Annotated in this window: 14 protein-coding genes; 1 reads left to right on the forward strand and 13 read right to left on the reverse strand. The window is 69.1% G+C overall.

All coding sequences use genetic code 11. The features are described 5' to 3' along the window. Positions 1 to 759: 759 nt before the first annotated feature. The 7 genes from M4V62_RS39585 to M4V62_RS39615 form a co-directional block, all read right to left on the reverse strand. Positions 760 to 1548, reverse strand: coding sequence for a hypothetical protein (locus M4V62_RS39585; protein WP_249592024.1), 789 nt, complete (start codon positions 1546 to 1548; stop codon positions 760 to 762). Beyond that, a complete protein-coding gene (locus tag M4V62_RS39590) occupies positions 1545 to 2072 on the reverse strand; it encodes a phage tail protein (protein ID WP_249592025.1) in 528 nt (175 codons plus the stop codon). Before M4V62_RS39590 ends, M4V62_RS39585 begins: the two co-directional genes overlap by 4 nt. A 10-nt stretch (positions 2073 to 2082) precedes the next feature. Beyond that, entirely contained in the window at positions 2083 to 3711 is a 1629-nt protein-coding gene (locus M4V62_RS39595; RefSeq protein WP_249592026.1) for a phage tail sheath family protein, read from the reverse strand. 100 nt (positions 3712 to 3811) lie between these two features. Then, a complete protein-coding gene (locus tag M4V62_RS39600) occupies positions 3812 to 5893 on the reverse strand; it encodes an eCIS core domain-containing protein (RefSeq protein ID WP_283779136.1) in 2082 nt (693 codons plus the stop codon). Beyond that, a complete protein-coding gene (locus tag M4V62_RS39605) occupies positions 5794 to 7860 on the reverse strand; it encodes an ATP-binding protein (RefSeq protein WP_249592028.1) in 2067 nt (688 codons plus the stop codon). The genes M4V62_RS39600 and M4V62_RS39605 overlap by 100 nt, the downstream gene beginning before the upstream one ends. Continuing rightward, positions 7857 to 9101 (reverse strand): Pvc16 family protein, encoded by a 1245-nt coding sequence (locus tag M4V62_RS39610; protein ID WP_249592029.1) that lies wholly within the window; start codon positions 9099 to 9101, stop codon positions 7857 to 7859. Before M4V62_RS39610 ends, M4V62_RS39605 begins: the two co-directional genes overlap by 4 nt. Positions 9102 to 9425: 324 nt before the next feature. After that, positions 9426 to 9617: a hypothetical protein gene (locus M4V62_RS39615; protein ID WP_249592030.1), complete on the reverse strand. Its 192-nt coding sequence runs from the start codon at positions 9615 to 9617 to the stop codon at positions 9426 to 9428. 71 nt (positions 9618 to 9688) lie between these two features. On the opposite strand from M4V62_RS39615, the gene M4V62_RS39620 reads away from it, so the two are divergent. After that, entirely contained in the window at positions 9689 to 10543 is an 855-nt protein-coding gene (locus M4V62_RS39620) for an amidase family protein (protein WP_283779137.1), read from the forward strand. A 715-nt stretch (positions 10544 to 11258) separates the two neighbouring features. On the opposite strand, the gene M4V62_RS39625 is transcribed toward M4V62_RS39620, so the two are convergent. The 6 genes from M4V62_RS39625 to M4V62_RS39650 form a co-directional block, all read right to left on the reverse strand. Further along, positions 11259 to 11987, reverse strand: a complete 729-nt coding sequence (locus M4V62_RS39625; protein WP_249592032.1) for a helix-turn-helix domain-containing protein — start codon at positions 11985 to 11987, stop codon at positions 11259 to 11261. A 97-nt stretch (positions 11988 to 12084) separates the two neighbouring features. Continuing rightward, a complete protein-coding gene (locus M4V62_RS39630; protein WP_249592033.1) occupies positions 12085 to 12951 on the reverse strand; it encodes a universal stress protein in 867 nt (288 codons plus the stop codon). Positions 12952 to 13116: 165 nt separating this feature from the next. After that, the gene (locus M4V62_RS39635; protein ID WP_249592034.1) at positions 13117 to 15537 is read right to left on the reverse strand and encodes a glycoside hydrolase family 65 protein; all 2421 of its coding nucleotides are present in this window, start codon (positions 15535 to 15537) and stop codon (positions 13117 to 13119) included. Further along, complete coding sequence (locus M4V62_RS39640) at positions 15534 to 16340, reverse strand: HAD family hydrolase (RefSeq protein ID WP_249592035.1); 807 nt, start codon at positions 16338 to 16340, stop codon at positions 15534 to 15536. The genes M4V62_RS39635 and M4V62_RS39640 overlap by 4 nt, the downstream gene beginning before the upstream one ends. 107 nt (positions 16341 to 16447) lie before the next feature. Further along, positions 16448 to 17089, reverse strand: coding sequence for a hypothetical protein (locus M4V62_RS39645; RefSeq protein ID WP_249592036.1), 642 nt, complete (start codon positions 17087 to 17089; stop codon positions 16448 to 16450). A 349-nt stretch (positions 17090 to 17438) separates the two neighbouring features. Continuing rightward, complete coding sequence (locus M4V62_RS39650) at positions 17439 to 18329, reverse strand: universal stress protein (protein WP_249592037.1); 891 nt, start codon at positions 18327 to 18329, stop codon at positions 17439 to 17441. Between the last annotated feature and the right edge of the window lie 34 nt (positions 18330 to 18363).

Raw genomic sequence — 18363 nt, forward strand, 5'->3', positions numbered from 1 at the left:
GGCGTACGGCGGGTGCGGGCAGGGGCAGGGGCAGGGATTGGTGCCGCGTGGGTTGGTGCGCGGGCGGCACAGGGAGCGTGGCCGTCTGGGGGAGCGCTGCGGTGTGGAGCGGAGACTTCTGCTGCTGCGGGTGCTCCGGCCCCGAGGGAGAACTCGGCGCGGGCGCCGAGTGGGGCTCGGGCAGGGGCTCCGCGGTCGGCAGGTGCGCCGACTCTTTGACGTACACCGGTACTTGCATCCGTACCGGCCGTACCGGCCGTACCGGCTCTCGGGTCGGGGGCGGGGGCTCGGCGTCCCGGGGATCTGGGGTGTGCGGTTCGGGTGTCGGAGGTGAGGAGAACGCGGCCGACACCGGCTCGGTATGGCTGACTTCCGTCCCCGTCCCTGTCCCCGTCCTCGTATCCGTATCCGTCGCGCTCGGTGGCTGAACCGGTGACCGACCGGGTGGGAGGGAGGGCGAGAGCGACGGCAAGCGGGCAGGCAGAGGCGATGGCGCAGGCGATGGCCATGACGGCTGGGTCGGCTCCGCCGACGCGGTGATGATGCCCCGGCGGCCTCCCGACAGACCGTCGTCCGACGACGGGATCGGCGCGAGTGGCTGGAACGGCTGGAAGGGCTCGAACGGCTCATACAGGGACACCACCCGCGGACGTACCAGCCGCCCCGGATCCATCACGCGCGCGGCCTGATGACCGGCGAAGCCCCGTGCACTGCCCGCCCCCGCCGTACCGGCCCCCGAGGCTGCTGCCCCTGGCCCGTTCATGAGCTCACCAGATCCAGGTACGCCTGGCGGCGCGGCACGCTCATGGCGAGGACATCGCTCTCTCGCCAGCCGTACGCGGAGGCGAGGAGGTGGACCTCGTACAGAGTCCGCCGCGCCCACGCGTCGACCTCGGCCCACAGGAAGCCCACGATGTCGAAGCCCTGCTGCCAGGCCGCCGCGCACCCGGGGCAGCGGAGCTCTAACTGGACGTCGGCCTGCGGATCACTGGCGGCGAGCCACTCGTCGACGGCGTCCAGAACCGCGTCGGGCAGCTGGGCAGCCGCAACTTCCGCGTCTTCCCGACGCGCCGAGAGTATGCAGCGACGCAGCAGTGTGTCCCGTGCGCTGCCGAGGTCGGTCTCGTCGGCGATGCTCTGGAGGTCCCGGCTGTCGAGGAGACGGACGCGCAGCTCGAATCCGTCGATGTGCAGAGTGACGGGCCTGATGGGCCCGTCCACGAGTGGGTCCACGCCCTGGGCCGCCGTCGGGTGGTCGATGTGGGTGATATCGGCGCCGGAGAAGTCCAGTTCCAGGGATTCACCGCACGCGGCGCACGTGGCAAGGGCGACCATACGTTCGCCGAACAGCCGGGTGCGCAGGGCGAGGAGACGGGCGTCGCGTCGGCCGATGCTCAGCGAGGCGAGCTCGTCGTCGGTCGCCGATGACTCGTCCGCCATGGCGAGCAGGACGAGGGCCCGCCCTGCCACCGGCCGCGGGACCCCACGCTCCCACGCCCCGAGCAACTGCTCCGGGTACCGATCGGGACCGTCCTGACCGTCCATCACGGGCCCGGCTCGGTGAAGGTCGGCTCGTCGGGCTCCGGACGCTCGTAGTCGCGCTCCCAGCCCTCGTTCTCCAGCTTGAGGTGCTGGATCGCCACGGCGTTGGCGTTCGCGTCGAGATCGGGTACGGCCTGGAACTCGGAGACCCAGCAGCGGTACACCTTGTAGGCGATGGCGACCTGGCCCGCTTCGTTGAGGATCTCGATGATGATGTCCTTGCGGAAGTCGCGCAGGGACACCTCGGCGCCGAGCCCCGATCCGAAGTTCCAGACCTTGTTGGCCCACTGCTCGAACCGCGGGTCGTGCGTGATCCCGCGCTCCAGGGTGATGGCCTCGTACTCCGTCCGCCCCGGGGACTTCCGGCTGCTGCTGGGGTCTCCGCCTTCGCGATGCCGCACGACCTCCGTGGTCCGCTTGAACGAACTCACCTTGCTGACGCCCGCGACGTACTGGCCGTCCCACTTGACCAGGAACTTGAAGTTCTTGTACGGGTCGAATCGCCGCTGAGCGACGGTGAACTGGGCCATGTCGCTTCCCTCACGTCTGGATCTGGCCGGCGATCTGCTGAAGCTTGATGACCACGAACTCGGCCGGCTTCAACGGCGCGAATCCGATGAGGATGTTCACGACACCCCGGTCGATGTCGTTCTGGGTCGTGGTCTGGCTGTCGCACTTCACGAAGTACGCCTTCGCCGGGGTGTTCCCCTGGAACGCGCCCTGCACGAAGAGGTCGTGCATGAAGGCGCCGAGGTTCAGCCGGATCTGGGCCCAGAGGGGCTCGTCGTTGGGTTCGAAGACGACCCACTGAGTTCCCCGGAAGAGGCTCTCCTCGATGTAGAGGGCCAGCCGTCGTACGGGGATGTACTTCCACTCGGAGGCGAGTTGGTCGTTTCCCTGCAGGGTCCTCGCGCCCCAGATCACGCGCCCGGCGGGAGGCCTGTCGCGCAGGCAGTTGACGCCGAGCGGATTGAGTTGACCATTCTCCTGGTCATTGATCAGAACGGAGAGCTCGGGCACGCCGACCAGCGTGGCCTCGAGCCCGGCGGGCGCCTTCCACACGCCTCGCTGGGTGTCGGTCCGGGCAAAGATCCCCGCGACCGCGCCGCACGGCACGAAGTCCGCCAACTGGCCGCCGCGCAGCGGATGGGGCTGGCGCAGACGCGGAAAGAACAACGCCGCGTTCTTGCTGCTCGTCCCGACGCTGGTCACGCCGTCCCGCGCCTCGTCCTTGGTGCTCCACGCGGAGGGCGGATCGACCAGGAGCATCGCGCGGCGGCGCTCGCAGTACTGGGCGGCGACCGTGACGAGGCTGGGGTCGACGTCGTCGGTGGCTGTGTAGCCCGGAATGCACAGAAGATTGAAGAGGTCGACTTTGGCGAGGGCGTAGAGGCCCTGCTTTCCGTTCTCGAACCCTGCCCCGATGAAGCTGTCCTGCACCAACGGGTCGCCGTCGCTCCCCTTGTCTGCGTCGGCTGCGAGACCCACGGACCGGGGATCATCGTCGGACCCGAACGGCGGCTTCGCAAGCGCAGCCTTGGCGGGCTTGCTCACCGCGTCGTCGGCGTCGAGGGCTTTCGCCTCGAGGTCCGCGTCGCTCTCCTTGGGGACACCGGGCGGCAGCGGCATGACGACGCGCGCAAGGACCGAGCCGTTCTCCAGCGCGCGGTCCACCTTGGCCGGGCTCTCCGCGACGGTGACATTGCGGAAGATCTCCTGGACGCCGGTGGCCGTGTCTTGGAGCGTCAGATTGAACAGATCCGCTTTGGCCAGCCCATAGCTCTTGGCCACATCCTCGGACACGTCGTGATCGACGCGGGCCCGCAGTTCATTCCCCCAAGCACCTTCGTACGCAGCCTCAAGCTTGAACGCGTCGGGCAGCGTCAGCCGGGTCTTCTTGGCGCCCTCGTGCACCCGGACAACGACGGCCTGGCTCCCGCCATTGAGAAAGAAGTCCCGCACGGCGAACCCCAGCGAGCTCTTCCCCCAGAGCCCTCCATAGATCCGCTCGAAGTCCCCGAACCCGTTGATCGTCCGCGGATCGTCGATGGGCCCACGAGGAGCCCTCCCGATGAACGCGGTGATGGACGTCGCCACACCGACGATGGTCCGGACTCCGCTGGGGATCTCTTCTACGTAGACCCCGGGATATGTCAGCGCACTGGGCACGGTGGGCACTCCTCTCGGTGGTACACCGGGGATGATGGTTCCCGTGCCGCATCACTCGCCCGTCACCCCATCGTCACCAGCCCTGGAAGCTCGCGTCGGTTCAGAGTTTTCGGATCACGGTCACGTTCTCCGGGGGTACCCATCGAACCATCCCGAAGTTCGGATACCTATCTAATTGCCTGTAATTGTCATGTGTTGCCGGAGCGGTGGAAAATGCTGTCACAGTCTGCTCGTCGGCCGGGAATGCGCAAATGGCTGCGGCATCCCCAGGGATGATTGGGTCGAGGTTGACTGCGGGAACTGCTTCTCCGGTGGCGACCGTTCGATCCTCTACTGGAATGGACACTTCGTGCAAACTTCCTGCGAAGAATTGAATGGTGCTCGGCACGCTGAGCAGGAAGAATCTCAATGCTGTCTCTCGGTGTGAACTCAGACTTGTTATGCCTTCGTCATCGAAGCCTGTGACTCCGCCCCAATTCACATCTTGCAGAATGGGCGTTCCGGCAGTGAAGGTAGCCAATGCGAACTTGTCGAATGGTGTGCGGTATGACGAAATCTCCGCTGGTTGCGGCGGAGGGATCCACAATTCCTGAGTGGTGACCTCTCGGCCGGGGGTCCGGTTGCGCCATCGGTCAACATTGCGCCATTGGATGCGCGCTTCATCGAGAGATATCCCGGATCCCATCTCGATGTGTGTCAACCCCATAGGGGGGACCAGTGGGCTGTCCGGCACGGGCTGGAATCGGGCGAAGAACAACACGAGGAGTACGCCGTGCGACGGGTGCTGAAGCTGTGTCGCTGCGATGCGCGGCTGTAGCAGGTCGAGAGCCGCCTGTACGCGTTCTGCCTCTATGGCGTCATTGACCGCCTTGAGTATCCAGTTGAGCCCTTGAAGGGCGACGACTGCGCCTTGTGCAATGGCGGTTCCTCGTGGTGACGGCCCGAAGACCATCGGTGGAGTCATGTCGGGCGAGCCCACCAAGGCCCGGGTTGAGCCTTGTTCCGCGCGAGGCCCTGTCGCGTCCGTGAAGCGCCCTTGGGGCGTGGGTATCGCCTTTGGCGTGACTGCGGAGCCCCCACCCTTAGCCGATGGCATGGGTCCGTTGCTGGTCCCGCCGGAGTCGTTTCCTGTCCCGCCTTGTCTGCGGACGACCCCCGACATCGAGATGTCGATGGGGGCAAGTCCCATGAGCTGCCGAGCGACACGGTAGTCCTTTGCTCCTGAGCCTCCGGAGCCGAGTGCACTCTCAGTTGCGACCTTCACTCCGAAACGCTGTTCCACCGCCTTTCCGTTCCGGGCGAAAACCTTGTCGACACTCCAGATTTCTCCCCGGCCGGCCCGTGCTGCTGCGACGAGTTGCAGGTCGAGCTCCGACGTGACCGGTCGGGGGCTGTCGTTCTCGAGTCGCCGGTCCACCGTTTGCGACAGAGGTGGGTAGGTGGCCTCCACGCGCAGGCCCTGCTTTGAGAGCTCTTCGATCATCAACCTGTTGGCCACCGACGTCCGTGGAAGTTCTGGCTTTTCCACCAGTTCATGATATGTCCATCGCGCGAGTCGCACGTCAGCCGTGGACAGGAGGCCTCTCAAGGTCCTTGCTACATTTTCGTTTCCTCGCTTCAGCTCCTCCTCTATCAGGTTTCCGTCGAGGTAGATCACCCTTGCGTTCGGTGTGCGAAGTTCGGATCCCTGGTCGTCGTCTTGGGACTGACGGTGAATTCGATGTGAAGCACCGGGAGATATCCGCAGCGGGATGTTGTCGTGTATTCGATAGGCGTTGCTCGCTGCTTCCCTCTCCAGTGGATCGCTCGGCTGGGCGATCTCGGGTTCTGTCTGACCTGGATGCGCCTGGATTGTGTGCGTGAGCTCATGTGCCAGGACTCTGCTTCCCGCGGGTGTGGACGGGGCGAACTGGCCGGCGCCGAAGACAATGTGGTTACCGACAGTGAACGCAGCCGCGCCGATGGACCTGGCGGATGCCGCGGCCGTCGCATCGGTGTGCACTCGCACGTGGCTGAAGTCCCAGGCAAAGCGCTGAGACATCTGCTGGCGATCCGTCGAGGGCAGTGGTTGGCCGGGCCTCGTCAGTGCTTCTCGGATCGGCGCGGGGAATCGGCCAAGTCGAGTCGATGGCGTGGACCGCCCGACCGCGGGTTCAGAGCTTCGTCGTCCGGTCGAACCCATCCCCGCACCTCCGTGTCCGTGAGGACCTTCTCGAGTTTGGCGTATTCAGTACGAGCAGCCGCCAGCACATGGTGGGTACCCACGGGCAGGTCATCCTCGGCGGCCAGAAAGGCCGCCGACAACGCGATATTGGCGATGGACCCGCCAGTGATGGTGAGCGACGCCAGCAGCTCGGGGTCCAGGCCGTCGATCGGGGTACTGCCGGGGAACGCCCGTCGCCAGATCCCCGCCCGCAACTCCTCGTCCGGGAAAGGGAAATGGACAACGAACCGCAGGCGCCGCAGGAAGGCCGAGTCCAAGGAGTCCTTCAGGTTCGTGGTGAGGACGGCTATGCCGCGGTAGGTCTCCATGCGTTGGAGGAGGTAGCTGACCTCTATGTTGGCGTAGCGGTCGTGGCTGTCCTTGACCTCGCTGCGCTTGCCGAAGAGCGCGTCGGCCTCGTCGAAGAGGAGCACGGCGCCGCCCGCTTCCGCCGCGTCGAAGACCGAGCGGAGGTTCTTCTCCGTTTCACCGATGTACTTGCTGACGACCTGGCTGAGGTCGATGCGGTAGAGGTCGAGGTCCAAGTCCGCCGCAAGGGCCTCCGCGGCAAGCGTCTTGCCCGTTCCGCTCGGACCCGCGAAGAGCGCGCTCGTGCCGAGACCGCGGCCACCCCGCGCGGCGAAGCCCCAGTCGTGGAGGACGCGCAGGCGATGCCGTGCGTGTGCGGAGAGCTGGTGCAGGGCCTCCGTCTGGGGTGCGGGGAGGACCAGGTCGCCCCAGGTGGCCCGCGGCGTGATGCGCTGCGTGAGGGCGTCGAGCGTCGGGCGGGCCTGGGCGGCGCAGGCCTGCCAGAGTTGGCGGCCCGCCGCTTCCGCGGGGAGGCTCCGGTCCACCTCCTCGGCAGCGGCCCGCATCGCCTCCACCCCGAGGTCGAACTGGCCGATCACTCGATCAAGCCCGCCATGGAGACGTAGCGCCGTGCCGGTCCCCAGGGCGTGGGTCCAGGCGTCCCGCGTGTCGGACGGTGACAGCCGGGAGACCGCGATCCCGCGAGGGCGGGAGTCGGGTCCGCACAGCGGCTCACGGGCCAGCAGGACGAGCGGGGCATCCGTACCGGCGGCGAAGTCGAGGGCGGACGCCGCCTGTTCGGGCTCGTCGACGTCCAGCAGCCAGGCCACCGCGCCGAGCACCGTCTCCCGCTCGCAGAGCCGGGCGAGCAGTTCGCGGTCGGAGGGAGCGCTGGGGAGGTGGAGGTCAGCGGTCCGAACGCGTACCGGACGCAAGCCCGCCCTCGTGCACCCGGCGGCGGCGACCGCCAGCAAGTCGGAGCGCTGCGGGCCGTGCAGCTGGACATGCGGATGCGCGCCCCGGTCCGACCAGAGCGACGCCAGTCTGCCGGCCGCGTCCCCCAAGGCGGCCGGCAGAGCTTCGGGGACCTGCACCGGCCGGACCAGAGGGCTCAGCCGCGGGTCCAGGTAGGCGAGGCCGGCCAGGGCGTGCAGCACCCGTTCGTCGATGCGCAGCGGGCTCGTGGTCGGCAGCTGCGGGTGCACGAGGTCGACCAGATGCCAGCGACGCAGCGGCGCGGCCGGGCTCAGCGCACTCCAGTGGGCATCCGGCAGCGCGGCAAGCGTCAGGCCGAACGTCGCGTGCCGGTGCACCGGATCACCGTGCGCGGTCGCGCACGCGGCGGCCACCGAGGAGTCCAGTTCCACCCCTGCGCACAGCAGGAGCACATCCCGCTCGAAGTCCGACAGGGCGAGGGCTGAAGCGATGCGGTCGAGGGCGGGCGGCTCCGACATCGCGTCCCGAGAGGCGACACGTTCTTCCTCCAGGCGGAGCAGGTCCCCTCCGTCCGTCTCTTCCCGGTCCGCCTCTTCGTGCGACCTCCCCACGATGTGCTTCAGCACGCCCAACGATGCCGATACATAGCGCTGATTGGCCTCGGTCCAGCTGTCGTCCGTGCTCATCGACGCGGCGGTCATGGGACGGTGACCCGTGGCGCGGCGTAGAGTCGGTCCTGATCTATCGTCAGAACACTCTCGGCTCCATCCACTTGGACGCGTACCAGATACTCTCCCGCCTCGAGATCCGCCTTCCGGACGGCGACGGACGCGTCGGAGTCCGCCGGATCCTCTCCGCCGTACGGCAGCGCGAAGGTGTACGCGCGGGGGGACGTGGCCCCGTGGCCGTTGAGCAGGACGACGACGCGCTGGCGGTGGCCGACCTTCGGCAGGAGCGGCACGGTGATGTCCACGGTGCCGCTCGCGCCGGGCGCCGTCGTCACAGGTCCTGGACCGACGACCGGTCGTACGACGACGGGCACGACGTTGGACTCGATCGCGCGCGGATGCAGGATCTGCAGCCCGTGCACACCGGCGCGCAGGTCGGCGGGCAGCGTGAACGTGAGGCTGGTGTCCGCCACTTGGCCGTCCGGGACCTTGTCCTCGACGCCGCCGATCCGGAAGCGCGTGATGGAGTTCCGCAAGCCGGTGCCCTCGACGCGGAGGGGCGTGCCCGCGGTGATCGGGTCGTCCGCCCCTGAGTCGGCGATGGCACGGGCGACCTGTGGGCCGCGGCCCAGGGGAGCGACGTCGATGGTGCGGGAGTGCACGGGGAGTGCCACGTGGCGAGGAACGTCGCTCGTCAGCAGGACGACGCTGCCCTGATAGGTCACCGAGAGCCGGTAGGGGACCTCGAAGAACGTCGACCAAAGCTTGGACAGCTCCTCGAAGTTGAGCGGAAGCATGGTGAAGCGCACCACGTCCACCTGGTCGGCGAGGTCGGCGAACCGCAGATACGGCTGGGGTACAGGAGCGGCCAGAGCGTGCGCGATGGCGTCGCGCACGACCTCCCGGGTGAGAACGGGCCGCGCGTTGAGGGTGCTGACCGCGGTGCCCAGCAGCCGCTGGGGTTCGAGCTCGGCCTCGTTGCCGGAGAAGGACAGTAAGTAATGGAGGTCCAATGCTTGTTGAGGGGGCGTCAGAGCGGTGCCGTCGGACCGTCGCGTCGGCAGGTCGTCGCCGCGCCAGGCCGGGTTGGGCGTCACCTGGTACAGGAATACGTTGATGCCGCGGGCGTTCGCTCCCGTGGCAGCGTCCATGTCCGGCCGCAGCGTGGACACTTTCACATTGGGCACCTCGCCGGGCCCCTGGTTCCCGAGCGCCTCACCGAGCACATGAGCGAGCGTGGCGGTGACCGCGGCCACGGCCAGGGCGTTGCTCATGATGGTGTGCCCCTCTCGCGTAGCCTCTGCCGGTCGCTTGCCGGTGGGACGCCCTCAGCGTCACCGGGGCGCGTCACCCGCACGTCACCGCCCTGATGGCCCCGCACGCAAGCAGCCCCTCACGCGGCCCGCGCCTGCCGCAGCATCGAGCACCTGCTCCCGCACCTGACCCGGACCTTGCCCGTGTCCATCAGACAGGCGGGGCCATCAGCGGCCCGACCACGATCTCCCGTTTGAGGATCTTGCCGGTCGCCCCTTTCGGGAGTGCGTCGACGCAGCGCACGATCCGCGGGTACTTGTAGGCGGCCACCCACGGTGGAAGGTTCAGGTGTTGTCGGGGCGGGTGGAGTGGCCCTGGTCCAGCAGCTCGCGCACGATACGGCGCCACCGGCGGGAGTCCTCGGTGCAGCAGCGGTCTGCGCCGTCAGGGTCCCACTTCTCGAGTCCCCGGAGCTGTCTCCGGAGGTGCACGGTCACCGCCACCGTGGTTCCGGTGTCCGCGGCACGTTCACTCATTGCACCCTCGTCGCTCTCCGCCGCATGCCCTCAGCACGGGCCGGCCGGACACATGACGCTGAATGCGGCAGATGGACACGCTACCGGGAGTGCCGAATCCGCCTGGAGATCACTTCCTATGTTGCTGGCAACGCCGCTCGGTGCCCCGGTCAGGGCCGCACCCGCCCTGTCCTGAACGAGACCCGCACCCACTGCGCCCGAAACTCGTCCTGCCAGCCGAGTACGACGCGGTCGCCGGGATGCGCATCGCCCTGTGCCTCCGCCTGGGCGCCTACGACGTCCAGGCGGAGATCGAGGCCAACACCCGCGCCGTCGCCCGTGCCCTCACCGACGCGGGCGCGATCGTCGAGGAGATCGAACTCCCGTGGACCAAGGACGACCTCCTCACCAGTGCCGCCGCACACTTCTCCACCATCTTCGGCGCCCTCGTCCGCGAGATCGAAGCCGAGCACCGCGACCGGATGTCGCCGTACGCAGCCGCCTTCGCCGACACCATGGCTGTCGCGCGTGAGCAGGTCAGCTACCTCGACGGCCTGCGCGTGGAGACCCGGCTGCAGCGCGAACTGGCCGAGGCGATCGCTCCCTTCGACGCCCTGATCTGCCCGACCACGGCCGTACCGGGGCTGCCCGCAGGGGACGATCTCCTGGGCCGCGTGGTGGTGAACGGCGAGGACCACGGTGAGCCCCTGTGGGCGGCGATGACCCTGCCGTTCAACATCAGCAACCGCTGCCCGGTCCTCAACGTGCCCAGCGGCCGATCGAGTTGGGGCCTGCCGACTGGCGTCCAGATCGTCGGCCACACCTACGACGACCCGACCGCCTTCCGCATCGGCAAGGCCCTGGAACAGCTCCGCCCCTGGGCCTACACCCCGAACCACCGGCCGACCGTCCAGCCGAAGCCTCTCGTGCAGTCGGCCACTGACTGATCGTCGGTCCGTCCTGACCAGGCACTGATCCATGTGAGGCTCTAGAAGAAACCCAAGCTTCTTCGGGCTGTATGAAACCAGCAGGTTCTTCGTCTGCTACGCGTGGAAGGCCGGTCACTGGACCGCAACTGGCCCGGTGCTTGGATCCACAGGCGGGCATTGAGGACTTGGTTGGCGACGTGATGGTGGATCTACCCTCGGGCCGCGATGGGGCATGCGATCGGGTTGTGGTGGAACTTCATCGGGCGGTCCAACGAGGACATCGCCCAGGCCCGTTCGGGACTGGATGGAAAGGTCACCTGCGGGTAGCGCTGGGTGGGCGATCGCGCTCGGCGAGGGGCTTCGGGGGCGCGCAGCACATCGCGGCCGTTTGGCGGGAGCCGACAACTGCGACGGCGGCGTTGCAGCACTCGGCTCACTCGCAGACCAGGACACGCCACACAAGCCCCAGCGCGCCAATCCGAGTGGACCACGCTGCGGCAGCGTTGCTGGTCCTCGCGCCCGGATGTTCGGCTGTGGAATCCTCGTTGCAAGATCACCGACGAGGCAGCTGCTGTCAGGGACTGCCTGGCCGGAGCGGACAGGTCGGGCGGTACTCATGCCACCTTCTCGATCATCGGCCAAAGCAGCGGACGCTGTGCCGCCAACATCGCCCCGCCCGGCATCGACCCGCGCGCACTCGCCAGCCAGGTGTGGGCCCGGATCCGCGGGTGGGCTACTGCAGTTCGGGCCGCGCGACCGCGGACGAGAGATAGGTGTGGCGGGCGGCGATCCGGCGGCCGGTGAGCCGGGTGGGGGTGATCGCGATCCAGAGGTCGCGGTCGCCCCCCGCCCACGGCAGCGATTGAGCCCTCTCGTTCAGCAGACGCACCTGGACGGGGTCTGTGACCGCACGTGCCGTGCCTGACAGCAGGACGCTCCACGCCTGGCTGAGGGCGTCGTCCATGCGGTCCACCTCGAAAGCGACCCGGTTTCCCGCGGCGGACGCGGGAAGAGCGTTCGGGGCAGTCCGGTAAGCGACGGCATCCTCCGACAGGATGTAGTTGACCGGCAGGATGACGGGCCCGTCGGGCGTGGACAATCCCACTCGCCCGATGCCGTGCGTGCCTAGCAGCCGATGGCACTCCCCGACACCCAGTTCGGTGAACTGCGGACGGTAGGGCGCTGTTGCGGTGCCGGGTGGGAGGTCTGCCGTGCCGCCTGCCAGTTCGGCAACCGTCGTCTCCAGCGCGTTGGCGAGGCTGGTCAGGAAGCCGATACCCGGTGACGTGACGGACTGTTCCTCCACGTATCTGATGTAGCCGGGCACCGAGCCACATCGCTCCGCCACGTCCTGGCGGGACAGACCGAGTTGCTCTCGACGCCACGACACGCGTCGGCCCATGTCACCCTGTCGGTGGCGGGACGCGGGGGCGGTGGGGCCGGGCGCTGAGGTGGGGGACATGGGAGAGCCTCCTGTCGTCGGCCGGAGGGTCTGCTCCGGCAAGGGAGCGGAGTTCGCGTCGGCGTCGGCCGTGCGGGTGCGCGGCGGTCGCGCTTGGTCAGGCGTGGGGCACCACGGCCACCGCGGTCACCGAGTGGTGCAGCACCGCGTGCGTGACGGAGCCGATGTGCGCGCCGACGTTCGCCCGGTGCCCCATGCGGCCCACGACGAGGAGACCGGCATCGCGCGACGCCTCCACGAGGTCGCGCGCGGGATGACCGAGCCGGCACCGCTCGGTGACGGCGACGGTGGGGAACTTCTCCCGCCAGGGCGCCAGAATCTCCTCGAGGACCTCGCCCCTCACCGTGGCCAGTTCGGACTGGGCCGACAGCATTGCGCCCGTCGGATCGCCGCCGTACAAGGGGGGTAGCTGCCAACTGTGCAACGCCCGCAGCGTGACCCCGTGCCGTTCGGCGTGGGCGAAGGCGAATTCCAGCACGGCGTCCGACGGCTGTGCGGTGTCCAGGCCCACCACGACATCGCCGGACGGCAGCCACTCCCGCGCGGACGACGTGTCCTCGGCCCGCACGAGGACGACCGGGGTGGTGCTGCGGGCCATGACCGCCAGCGACACGGAGCCGAGGAGGAAGCCCGCCAGTCGGCCAAGACCCCGTGAACCGAGCACCAGAAGTTCCTGGTCCTTCGCCGTGCAGAGGATTTCGGCGGGCCTGCCGAGCACGTCGTCGGTTGCCACATCGAGGTCCGGGTGCCGTATCCGGAGGGACTCGGCCGCCGACTGCGCTCCGCCGTCAGGCCAGAGTGATCTCTTGGCACCGGCGAACGTCGCGCGCACCCCGGGGGACGGGTCCCGGACGTGAAGCAGCCGAAGCGGTAGTCGTCGCCGCGAAGCCTCACCGGCGGCCCACTCCGCGGCCGCCAGACTCTCGCGTGAACCATCGATGCCTGCGATCACGGTGCGGGACATTGGAGCCTCCTGAGCTGGCCGTCTTCGGGATGTCCCCACTCTCCCCGCGTCATGGGAGCGCGCAGCAGGGGCCGTTGGTCCCTCACCGTCTCCAACCGGCCCCGGCCCCGGCCCCGGCCCCGGCCCCGGCCGTCGACGTGGGCCGGGTCCGGTCGAAGGCGTGCTTCACCGGTCGTGCAGCGGCAGCGAGCAGCTCTTGCCCGGGGCGAGGGACACCGTACGAGTGGGAAGCCTGATGTCGATCGGCGATCGCTCAGAGGTGGGCGCGCTGATGGAGAGCTCTCCGGCCCGTACCTGCACGGTGACCCCCTCATGCCCCTGATAGCGCACGGAGAAGCCGTATTCGGAGAGTCGCGGCAGCGAGACGGGGTCGAGCCACAGGGCTCCGTCCCGTGTCTCGAGGCCGGTGAGCCCGCGCTGGACCAGGTCCAGGGTGCCGGCCATGGCGCCGAGGTGGATGCCCTCTTCCGTGGTGCCGCCCTGGACGTCCGCGACATCGCCCGCCAGCACCTCCTCGACGTACGTCCAGGCGTCCTCGCGTCGCAGGCGGGCAAGCACCCAGCCGTGCACAAGACCGCTGAGGGTGGAGCCGTGACTCGTACGCCGCATGTAATGGTCGACGGTCCTCGCCCACAGCGCGTCGTCCAGTTCGTAGCCCAGCCTGGCGAAGATCTGGCGTAGTTCGGACGGCGAGAAGAGGTAGCCGAGCATGAGGACGTCGGCCTGTTTGGAGGCCTGGTAGCGGTTGGCCGTGTCGCCCTCCGCCTCCAAGATTCGGTCGAGCCTGCGGATGTCGCCGTAACGCGCCCGGTAGGCGCTCCAGTCGAGCTCGGCGAGCGTTCCGTAGCCCTCGAACTGGCTGATGACTCCGTCGTGGAAGGCCACCCGCAGCTTCCGTGACACCTGGTCCCACCGGATCAGTTCGGCTTCTTGGAGGCCGGTTCGCTCGCGTAGTTCGTCCTGGCGCGCCTGTGGCAGTGCGCGCACCACGTCGAGCGCGCGGGCGAGTACCCAGGCGGCGGTGACGTTCGTGTAGGCGTTGTCGTCCAGACCGGGCGTCGAGGACCCGGGGTAGGCGTCGTGGTACTCGTCGGGGCCGACCACGCCGAGGATTCGGTACCGTCCGGTGCTGTCGTTGTAGGTCGCGAGATCTGCCCAGAAGCGGGCGATCTCCGTCAGCATCTCCACGCCCTTGGTGTGCAGGAATTCGGTGTCCCCGCTGGCCTCGCAGTACTGCCACACGTTGTAGGCGATCGCCGATCCGACATGGTGCTGGAGTCGTGAGTGGTCGGGCAGCCATCGTCCGGAGCGGGGGTTGAGATGTACCTGTTGGGTTTCCTCGCGACCGTCGCTCCCGCTCTGCCACGGGTAGAGGGCGCCGGTCCGGCCGGCGTCGGAGGCCGCGTTCCGTGCCTGTTCGAGGCGCCGGTGGCGGTAGGTGAGCAGGGCACGGGAGATCTGGGGGAAGTGCAGGTTCAGATAGGGCAGGACGAAGAGCTCGTCCCAGAAGATGTGGCCCCGGTAGGCCTCCCCGTGCAGGCCGCGGGCCGGCACCCCGACATCGAGGTCGGCCGTGTGCGGGGAGAGCGTCTGCAGGATGTGGAACAGGTGCAGGCGCAGGATGCCGCCCGACTTCCCCGGTACGTCCAGCTCTGCGCTGTTCCACAGGCGCAGCCAGGCCGCGCGGTGCGAGATGAGGAGCGTCTCGAATCCCGGTGCCCGGCCTGCCCTGTCGACGGCGGCGTGCAGTGGATCACTGATGGCGGGGTCGCGTGAGGTGTGCAGAGCCACGACCTTGTCGACGGTGGTCGTACGGCCGGGCGCGAGGGAGAGGCGCAGGGATTGGGTGACCCGTAGGGCGCGAGGCTCGGTGTGGCGGCGTTCGACGGGGCCATCGGCGGTCACACGGCTGGCCATGCCGACGCGGATCGCGGACGTACGGGTGCGACAGGTCAGCCAGGCGGAGTCCGGTGTGCCGCGCCCGGTGCGGACGTCTGTGAGGTGGTGGCCGTCGAGCTGCCGGTAGCGGGCGACGCCGTCGTTGGTGACCGCCCCGTCCAGGGCCGCCTCGACCTCCACGCTGCCCGCCCATCCCTCAGCGGTGAACTCGGTGCGCAGCGCGGCGAGATGCGGGTCCGCCATGTGGACGAGCCGCAACTGTCGCACGGACAGCACCCGCTCACCCCCGACCGAGTAGCGCATGGTGCGTTCCAGGGTTCCGGCGCGCAGGTCCAGGTGCTGGTGATGGTCGAGCAGCGCTGCACTGTCCGGCGTGAGCCAGGGGGCGTCGGTGCTCTCCGCGGCCTCAGAAATACCCCCGTTCTCCGCGTCGATCCTGAAGCGCAGGGGGAGCCAGTTGGGCAGGTTGACGATGTCCTCGTTCTCGACCTGCCGGCCGGCCACCGTGGAAGTGAGCCGGTCGTAGCAGCCCGCGGCGTACGTGCCGGGGTAGTGGGCGTCGTCGGCCGGGCACTCGGGTGCGGCACCGCGGGTGGCGAAGTATCCGTTGCCCAGCGTGCAGAGTGCCTCGCGCAGGCGTTCCGACGCCGGGTCGTACCCGTGGTACTCCCAGGTCCATCCCGTCATGGCCGCATCTCCCCGCCGTCGCCGAACAGTTCGGCCAGGTCCGTGACCACGACGTCGGCGCCGTGTGCCATCAGTGCTGCGCCCGTGCCCGGACCCACGGTACGGTCCACGCCGATCACGAGCCCGAACCCGCCGCGGCGACCTGCCTCGACCCCCGCCAGGGCGTCCTCCACCACCGCGGTGTGCTCCACCGGCGTGCCGAGCCTGCGGGCCGCCTCCAGGAACAGAGCGGGATCCGGCTTGCCCGGCAGCGCAAGCCGGGCCGCCTCCGCGCCTTCCACCAGGGCCGCGAAGAGCTCGAACACCCCGGCGCCCCGCAGCAGTTCGCCTGCGTGGCGGGAGGCGGAGACGGCGGCCATCGGCACGCCGCGGGCGTGCAGTATCCGTAACAGCCGGACCGTTCCGGGATACGCCTCGATGCGGCCCTGGCTCAGGCGTTCCACGAAGAGCTGCTCCTTGCGGGCGGCGACCGCCCCCACGGTGCCGGTTCCCGGGAGGTCGTCGGGGCTGCCTGCCGGGAGCCGCAGCTCTCGCGAGGCGAGGAACGAGGCGGCACCGTCGAGCCGCGATCTGCCGTCCACGTAGCGCAGATAGTCAGCGGGAAGGTCAAAGGGCCGTTCGGGCCCTGGGCCCCGTGACGGTTGTGCGCGCAGACATGCGTCGAAGGCGGTCTTCCAGGCGGCGGCGTGGAGCCGCGCGGAGTCGGTGATGACGCCGTCGGTGTCGAACACGACGGCACTCATGTCTCGCAGTACGGGGAGGCCGCGGGGGTTCTCCGCTGTGGTCCGCGGGTGTGCGCTCATGACGGTTCTCCTGTGATCGACGGGCTCCGGGCGCTCGCGAGGCACGAGCGGGTGGCGATGCGAGGGATCGATGGGCGCTGGTGGCGGAGCGGCGGGGTGGCGGCGGGTCAGAGGAGCCAGCGGTGTCGCCGTACGAGGGGCAGCCGTGCCCATGCGCCACCGAGCCCCCAGGTGCGCCCGGCGTGTGCCACGGCGAGCAGGATGAGGACGGCTGCGTACAACACGTGGTAGTCGACGAGCGGATTCGTCGACATGCTGGGCGAGCCGTCGGACAGGTGCTGGGCCGGAGGCCATTCCGCCACCCACATCAGGGCCATCATGGCCGTTCCGGCGAGTGCCGCGAGCCGTAGCGCGACACCGCTCGCCAGCGCGACGCCAACGCCCAGCAGACCGAGCATGAAGGCCCAGTCCGCCCAGGCATCGCCGGCCCAGGCATGGAAGGTGCCCTCCATCGGCCCGGCCGAGACGCCGCTCAGGAAGCCCATCGTCGGGGAACCGCCGTCGAGCCATCCCTTGCCATGCCCGGTCGCGTAGCTCAGGCCGAAGGTCTTGTCGAAGAACGCCCAGAGGAAGGTGAACGCGGTGAGGATGCGCAGTACGGCGGTGGTACGTGCGAGAGCGACGGTGGACGCGGCCGCTTCGTCGAGACGCGCGACTGTTCCGCCAGCCGCCGCACCCTGCGCCGGGGCCCTGCGGGAAGCGGGAAAACGGATGCCCGTGCGTCGTCGGGGGCGTTGGTGCAGTGCCATGGTGTCCCGCCCTTGCTCGTGTCACGCGAACTGTGTGAGTCCGTCCAGACTGTTCGCCGGGTCCAGGTGCCGGGACCGGTCCGATCGGTCCTCGGGCACCCGCCGAAGGTCCCTGCCCGGCGGGCCGGTTGGGGCAGGTCCAACGCGACGGGCCCGCACGAGGGCGATCGAGGCCGCCCTCTTCGCCCCGCGCGTGACGTCGATGTCGCGGCTGCCCGGGCCGCCCGGTCGGATGCCGTCCGCATGTCCCCCTCCTCCGCCCTGTCCGCCGACCGGTGCGGCGTGTAGGGCAGTTGGACATCGGCGCATGTCCGTCGGGTGAGGTGCCGGCCGGATGACGATCGCCCGGTCAGGCGTGCGGTACGACGACCATCGGGCACCGGACGTGGTGCAGCGCCGCGTGGATCGTCGGCCCCGTGAACGGGCCGGAGCGGGGCCGGTCGCGCCGGCCGAGGACGAGGAGTCCGGCATCGGACGCGGCGTGCAGCAGCAGGCTCTGCGCACGGCCCCGGAGCGCTGAGGTCGTCACCGCCGTACGGGGGTACTTCGCCCGCCACGGCTGCACCAGCGCGTCGAGGGCTGACTGGTGCTCTGCGGCCGTCTCGCGGCCACCCCCGGCACCCCGGCCCGTCGCCGCGATCGAGGGTGGCCGATAGCCGTGCAGGACCTGCACGGCGGCGCCGCGCGACTGCGCCGCCTCGAAAGCGAAGGCGATGGCCTCATCGCCGGGGTGCGCCAGGTCGATTCCGAGCAGCACAGCGCGGTACGGAGTGTCCGTCGAACTGTGACCCTCCACGTTCAACTGGTGTGCGTCCGCCGCCTGTTCGCCCGCCCGCACAAGGGCGACGGGGGTCGTGGACCGCGCCGTGAGGCTCAGGCTCACCGATCCCGCGAGGTAGCCGGTGAAGCCGTTGAGCCCTCGTGAGCCCAGCACAAGAAGCGCGCCCTGCGACGACGCTTCCAGGAGTACGGCCGGAGCGGGTCCCGGAATCTGGGCTTCCTCGACGTGCAGGTGCGGATACAGGGATCCGAGGTGATCGCGGGCCTCGCGCAGGATGCGCTGTGCCCACTGGCGCTGGCTGGTCGTCGAGGGGACGGCGGCGGAGGGATGCGGGGACCATGCCCAGGCGTGGACGAGGCGCAGTGCCGTGTCACGGCGCTGCGCCTCCCGCGCCGCCCAGCCGGCGGCGGCCAGGCTCTCGGGAGATCCGTCGATGCCGACGATGACGGGACGGAGCATGATGCTCGCCTCCTGTTGGATGTGGCTCTGCACA

The sequence above is a fragment of the Streptomyces durmitorensis genome (genome assembly GCF_023498005.1).
In the GTDB taxonomy this organism is placed as follows: Bacteria; Actinomycetota; Actinomycetes; order Streptomycetales; family Streptomycetaceae; genus Streptomyces; species Streptomyces durmitorensis.

Coding starts and splice junctions, on each gene's coding strand:
- M4V62_RS39590 (WP_249592025.1), bottom strand. CDS start 2,072: ATGGCCCAGTTCACCGTCGCTCAGCGGCGATTCGACCCGTACAAGAAC.
- M4V62_RS39600 (WP_283779136.1), bottom strand. CDS start 5,893: ATGGGTTCGACCGGACGACGAAGCTCTGAACCCGCGGTCGGGCGGTCC.
- M4V62_RS39605 (WP_249592028.1), bottom strand. CDS start 7,860: ATGACCGCCGCGTCGATGAGCACGGACGACAGCTGGACCGAGGCCAAT.
- M4V62_RS39610 (WP_249592029.1), bottom strand. CDS start 9,101: ATGAGCAACGCCCTGGCCGTGGCCGCGGTCACCGCCACGCTCGCTCAT.
- M4V62_RS39615 (WP_249592030.1), bottom strand. CDS start 9,617: ATGAGTGAACGTGCCGCGGACACCGGAACCACGGTGGCGGTGACCGTG.
- M4V62_RS39620 (WP_283779137.1), top strand. CDS start 9,689: ATGGACACGCTACCGGGAGTGCCGAATCCGCCTGGAGATCACTTCCTA.
- M4V62_RS39625 (WP_249592032.1), bottom strand. CDS start 11,987: ATGTCCCCCACCTCAGCGCCCGGCCCCACCGCCCCCGCGTCCCGCCAC.
- M4V62_RS39630 (WP_249592033.1), bottom strand. CDS start 12,951: ATGTCCCGCACCGTGATCGCAGGCATCGATGGTTCACGCGAGAGTCTG.
- M4V62_RS39635 (WP_249592034.1), bottom strand. CDS start 15,537: ATGACGGGATGGACCTGGGAGTACCACGGGTACGACCCGGCGTCGGAA.
- M4V62_RS39640 (WP_249592035.1), bottom strand. CDS start 16,340: ATGAGCGCACACCCGCGGACCACAGCGGAGAACCCCCGCGGCCTCCCC.
- M4V62_RS39645 (WP_249592036.1), bottom strand. CDS start 17,089: ATGGCACTGCACCAACGCCCCCGACGACGCACGGGCATCCGTTTTCCC.
- M4V62_RS39650 (WP_249592037.1), bottom strand. CDS start 18,329: ATGCTCCGTCCCGTCATCGTCGGCATCGACGGATCTCCCGAGAGCCTG.